Here is a 4,657-nt window from a genome sequence, read left to right as displayed (position 1 = left end):
TCTCCCGCCCCGGAACCACGTCGATCGTGCCCTGAGCGTGGTTGGTGTACCAGCCCGCGTCGTCCCACTGCCGCCACCGCACGTCACTGGTGTGGAAGTTCTTGTCGACCGGGATGACCTTGCCGTGCGGGTACTGCGGGCTCATCAGCACCGTGCCCGACGACACCGGCCGATTGTTCTCGTCCAGTTCGATCACGGTCACGTCCAGCTGTGGCTGCTGGAAGATCGGCTGGTTGCCCGCCGCTGCGGCATACGTCTTGGCACGCTGCTCCGGCGTCTTGGCGTCCTTGTCCACCGAGTTCGCCATGAGGGCGCGCGCGGCGGTGGCCGTGGTGACCGGGTCGGTGTCGAGGACGTCCTGGAACCTCAGGCCGTCCATCGTCTGCTGAAGCTTGTCCGCGATGGCGCTGATGGGCGGCGGGTCGGTGTCGGCCTGGGCCGGCGCGATGGACGTTCCCAGCAGCGCGCCGGCTGCTAGAAGACCGACCATGCCCCGGTTACATAGACGGGAGATCTGCATGATCGACACGCTAGTCAGCAAGATCAACTTTCGGGGTAAAGATTGTTGATCTTCATATGTGATCTAAATCCTGCGCCGGGCATGCAACAAATCGCCCTGACCGCCGACTTCCTGGTGCTTTGGCGTCGCCCGCCGCGCGCAGACGGCGCGCGACGGGCGCACGGTCACACTGGCGCCCCGTCTCCCGAGGCCCCACCATGGCGGCGGAGCGCGACCGCGGCCTCCACCTCGTACAGCCCTCGGGGGCCCTCCGGGCCGCGCCAGAAACGGTGCCGCAGGGATCCGCGGACCTCGATGACGTCCCCATGCCGCCAGCCGCGGACGCCGTCCTGCACCGAGGCGTCATAGGTGACGCAGCGGATCGTGTCGATGGCGTCCTGGGGCGACCGGGCGTCCCGGTGCTCGACGATGAGCCGCCAGACCGCGACCTGCCCGCCGCCGGGTAACGACTTCCACTCCGGTGCTCCGGAGAGCCGGCCGACCAAGACGATCTCGTTGACGTGGGCCGTCGCTCCGACGGCGCGACGCGGGTCGGAACCCGACGAGACGACGTCGGACGTGCCGCCCCGCGGCAGGGGCTCCTCGCCGGTGTCCATGATCTGCTCCCCTCGTGACCGCCACACTGTGCGCCGGTGGCGTTGTCTTTACGATGGGGCGGTCGATCAGGACGACGTAACCCCGCTCCCCGCATCTGTGGAAAACCCGGAGGCCCGCATGGATTTGATCACCGACCTGGGCAACGACGTCTTCGAGATCGACACCAGGATGGCCGGATACACGGGGATCACCGCGGGATATCTCATCCGCTCCGACCGGCCCTGCCTGGTGGAGACCGGCGCGGGGAACTCCGCCCCCGTCGTACGCGACGCGCTGGCGGCCGCGGGCATCGGCCCGGCGGACCTGGCGACCGTCGTCGTCACGCACATTCATCTCGATCACGCGGGCGGGGTCGGCGACATCGCGGAGATGTTCCCCAACGCCGAGATCGTCGTTCATGAGAAGGGCGCCCGGCACCTGGCCGACCCGAGCCGGCTCATGCGCAGCGCCCGGATGGTGTGGGGCGACGCGCTGGACACACTGTTCGGCGACCTCAAGCCCACCGACGCCGTACGCATCCGGGCGGTGGAGGACGTGGGCGAGGTCGACCTCGGCGGTGGGCGGCGGCTGGAGAGCCACCACTCGCCCGGGCACGCCAAGCACCACGTCGGTCTGCTGGACTCGCTGACCGGAGACCTGTACGTCGGTGACGCCGCCGGCGTCTACATCCCGGAGACCGCCGACGTGCGCCCCGCGACGCCGCCTCCGGACTTCGATCTGGACACCGCCCTGGCGTCGCTCGCCCGCTTCCGCGCGCTCCGGCCGTCGCGGCTGCTGTTCAGCCACTTCGGGCCGGTCGAACTGGTCGACGAGACGCTCGACAGGTCGGAGGAGGAGCTCCGGCTCTGGGTGGAACTGGTCGCTGAGGCCCACGACCAGCGCCTCGACCTGGACCACGCGGTCGCCATGGTCCGCGAGCGCACGGACGGCCGGTACCGCGCGCTCGCGCCGGACGCCGATCCGCGGGTGGCGGAGAAGATCGAGGTGATCAGCGCGGCCCGCAACAACGTCGCGGGGATCATGCACGCGCTGGAGACGCGCTGAGGCCCGCGCCCGTCCCGGCGATCGGGACGGGCGCGGGCCTCGTGCCTCACTGGTCCTCGGCGTCCCGCTGAGCGCTCTCGGGCCCGGTGTCGGCGTCCGCCCCCGGCTCCGCAGCCGCGCCGGTGTCCGTCACCGACTCCGCCGCGGTGCTCACGTCGGGCTTCGCCGTAGCGGCCTCGGACGTCGTTCCGGTGCTCGGTTCGGAGGCCGCGGCCCGGTCCGCGTCGGGATCCAGATCGGCGTCGTCACCGGTCTCCGTGTCGGCGAACTCGGTGTCGATGATCTCCAGACCCTCGAGTTCGGCGTAACGCTCGGCGGCGTCCGTCTCTCCGTCACGGTCGGCCGCCGCGGCTCGCGCGAACCAGTCGACCGCCTCGTCGTCCCGGCCCGCCGCGACGAGTGCGTCGGCGTACGCGTAGAACAACCGCGCCGACCACGGCCGCCACCGCTCGTCCTTGAGCTCTGGGACCTGAAGTGCCAGGACCGCCGCGCCGGGCTGACCGAGATCGCGGCGGGCGCCCGACTCGACGATGCGCATCTCGATCGCCTCGGCCTGCGGCAGGCGGCGCGCCTCGTCCGACTTGGCCAGGTCCAGAGCACGCTCGGGCCGACCGAGTCCTCGCTCGGCGTCGGCCATGATGGCGAGGTACGCCTCCTGGCCGGTCAGCCGCCGGGCCGCCCGAAGCTCGGACAGGGCGACCGACCAGAGGCCGGCGTGGTAGGCCGCGAGCCCGCAGGCCTCACGGACGAGGCCGACCCGCGCCGCGCGTCCGCGGGCCGCGAGCGCGTGTTGGTAGGCGAGCTCGGGCTCCTCGTCGATCAACCGGCCGGCCATCACCAGGTGGCGGGCGACCTCTGTCGCGAGGTCCTTCGGCAGCGTCTTCAGTTCGCCCCGGGCCGCCGCGTCGAGCTCGGCGCCGGAGACGTCCTCGGGAACGGGCGGGCCGGGGTCACGGCGCGGCCGTGGAGCGGCCGAGGACCGATCGTCACGTCCGGGTCGGCGCGCGCCCCGCTCGGCGGGCCGGCGTCCGCCCTGGGCGTCGTCGCGCCGCCGGAAGCCACCCTTCTGGCCTTCATCACGGCCGCCGCGAGGACCGCCGCCCTGCCTGTCACGGAAGTCACGACGGCCTCCGTCACGGCGCTGGAACCCGCTCGCGCCCTCCTCGCGGGACTGGAAACGCTCCGTGCCGCCCTCGCGGGACCGGAAGCCCTCCTGCCCCTTCTCCCGGGGTCGGAAGCCTTCCTTGTCGCGCGACCGGTACCCACCGGCGCCACCACCAGGCCGGTCATCCCGGCGCGCGCCCCCGCCAGGCCGATCGTCTCTGCGGAAGCCTTCCTTGTCGCGCGACCGGTACCCACCGGCGCCACCACCAGGCCGGTCATCCCGGCGCGCGCCGCCACCAGGCCGATCGTCTCGGCGGGGCGCGCCGCCGGCGCCCGTACGGCGCTGGGTGCCTTCCTCACGCGTGAAACCGCCGCGGCCGCCGGTACGGCCCTCATCTCGCCGACCTGGGGTGCGCGGGCCGCCGGTCCGGCCGTCCCGGGGACGGAAGTCGCGGTCCTGCCGACGCTCGTTCCCCTCACCTTCACGCCTCGGAGAGCGATCGCTGGGACGCTGAGCCGAACGCCCTTCCTTGTCGCGCCAGTCGGCCGGGCGGCCGCCCTGAGCGCCACGGTCGCTACGCCAGTTTCCGGAAGAGGCCGGACGGCCGCCACCCGTCCTGGCTCCGCCACGTCCGCCGGAGTCGTCTCGTCGTGGGAACCGGCTTCGTCCGCTCGTGCCTTCGGCCTCGTTGGTGCGGAAGGGCCTCGGACGGCGAGCCTCAGAACGCCCCTCGGCCTCATCGTCCCGAGAGTTGGTGAAACCGCCCGGGCGCTGAGCACCGCCCGGTTTCTGGAACCTGCCGGGTCGACCGGCACCGGAGCGATTGCCCGGCGATCCGGCGCGCTCACCGCCGTATCCGCCGGCGGAGTCGTCACGCCGCCCCCGGTTTCCCCCGCGGTTGGTGAAGCCACCGGACGATTTCGGGGCACCCCCCTGACGACCGCGAGATCCGCTCGAAGAACCGCTCGCGCGGTCCTGGCGTCCCGGCCGTGAACGCCGATCGCGCCCGTCGCCGTCGCGTTGATCTCGTTCCGCGCTCATCACATCAAACCGTTTCACTGGGGGAGCACTGTCGACTCCATTGTGCCCTGAACATACAAAAAGGGCCGCCTCGGAAGGCGGCCCTTTTTGTGTAAGTGTCCGGCGGCGTCCTACTCTCCCACACCGTCTCCAGTGCAGTACCATCGGCGCTGAAGGGCTTAACTACCGGGTTCGGAATGGGACCGGGTGTTTCCCCTTCGCCATAACCACCGAAACGATCAAATGAGACCGGTCTCGGGGTCAGTGTTCCCGGCCGTGTCCCGGGAACCGCATAGTGAACGCGAACAATAAGAGTGTGTGTCAAGCCACTCGGCCTATTAGTACCGGTCAACTCCACACCTCACGGTGCT

At 71.2% G+C, this 4,657-nt stretch carries 4 protein-coding genes and 1 rRNA gene; 1 reads left to right on the top strand and 4 read right to left on the bottom strand.

Annotation, left to right across the window (positions count from 1 at the left end):
- Together ABD978_RS19875 and ABD978_RS19870 are read right to left on the bottom strand one after the other, a co-directional pair.
- A partial coding sequence (locus ABD978_RS19875) for a hypothetical protein (RefSeq protein WP_345356248.1) occupies positions 1-490 on the bottom strand: 490 nt, incomplete at its 3' end.
- 194 nt (positions 491-684) lie between these two features.
- Positions 685-1,116, bottom strand: coding sequence for a single-stranded DNA-binding protein (locus ABD978_RS19870; protein WP_345356245.1), 432 nt, complete (start codon positions 1,114-1,116; stop codon positions 685-687).
- 118 nt (positions 1,117-1,234) lie between these two features.
- Here ABD978_RS19870 and ABD978_RS19865 point away from each other — a divergent pair, with 118 nt between their 5' ends.
- A complete protein-coding gene (locus ABD978_RS19865; protein WP_345356242.1) occupies positions 1,235-2,161 on the top strand; it encodes an MBL fold metallo-hydrolase in 927 nt (308 codons plus the stop codon).
- A 46-nt stretch (positions 2,162-2,207) separates the two neighbouring features.
- Here ABD978_RS19865 and ABD978_RS19860 read toward each other — a convergent pair whose 3' ends face one another.
- Together ABD978_RS19860 and rrf are read right to left on the bottom strand one after the other, a co-directional pair.
- Entirely contained in the window at positions 2,208-2,984 is a 777-nt protein-coding gene (locus ABD978_RS19860) for a tetratricopeptide repeat protein (protein ID WP_345356238.1), read from the bottom strand.
- A gap of 1,420 nt (positions 2,985-4,404) precedes the next feature.
- Positions 4,405-4,521 (bottom strand): 5S ribosomal RNA (rrf, locus tag ABD978_RS19855).
- Positions 4,522-4,657 lie beyond the last annotated feature (136 nt).

Origin of the sequence: Actinoallomurus liliacearum (assembly GCF_039542035.1) — a bacterium.
Classification (GTDB): domain Bacteria; phylum Actinomycetota; class Actinomycetes; order Streptosporangiales; family Streptosporangiaceae; genus Actinoallomurus; species Actinoallomurus liliacearum.
Note: the sequence above shows the minus strand (reverse complement) of the source record. Positions and strands in the feature narration are given on the sequence as shown.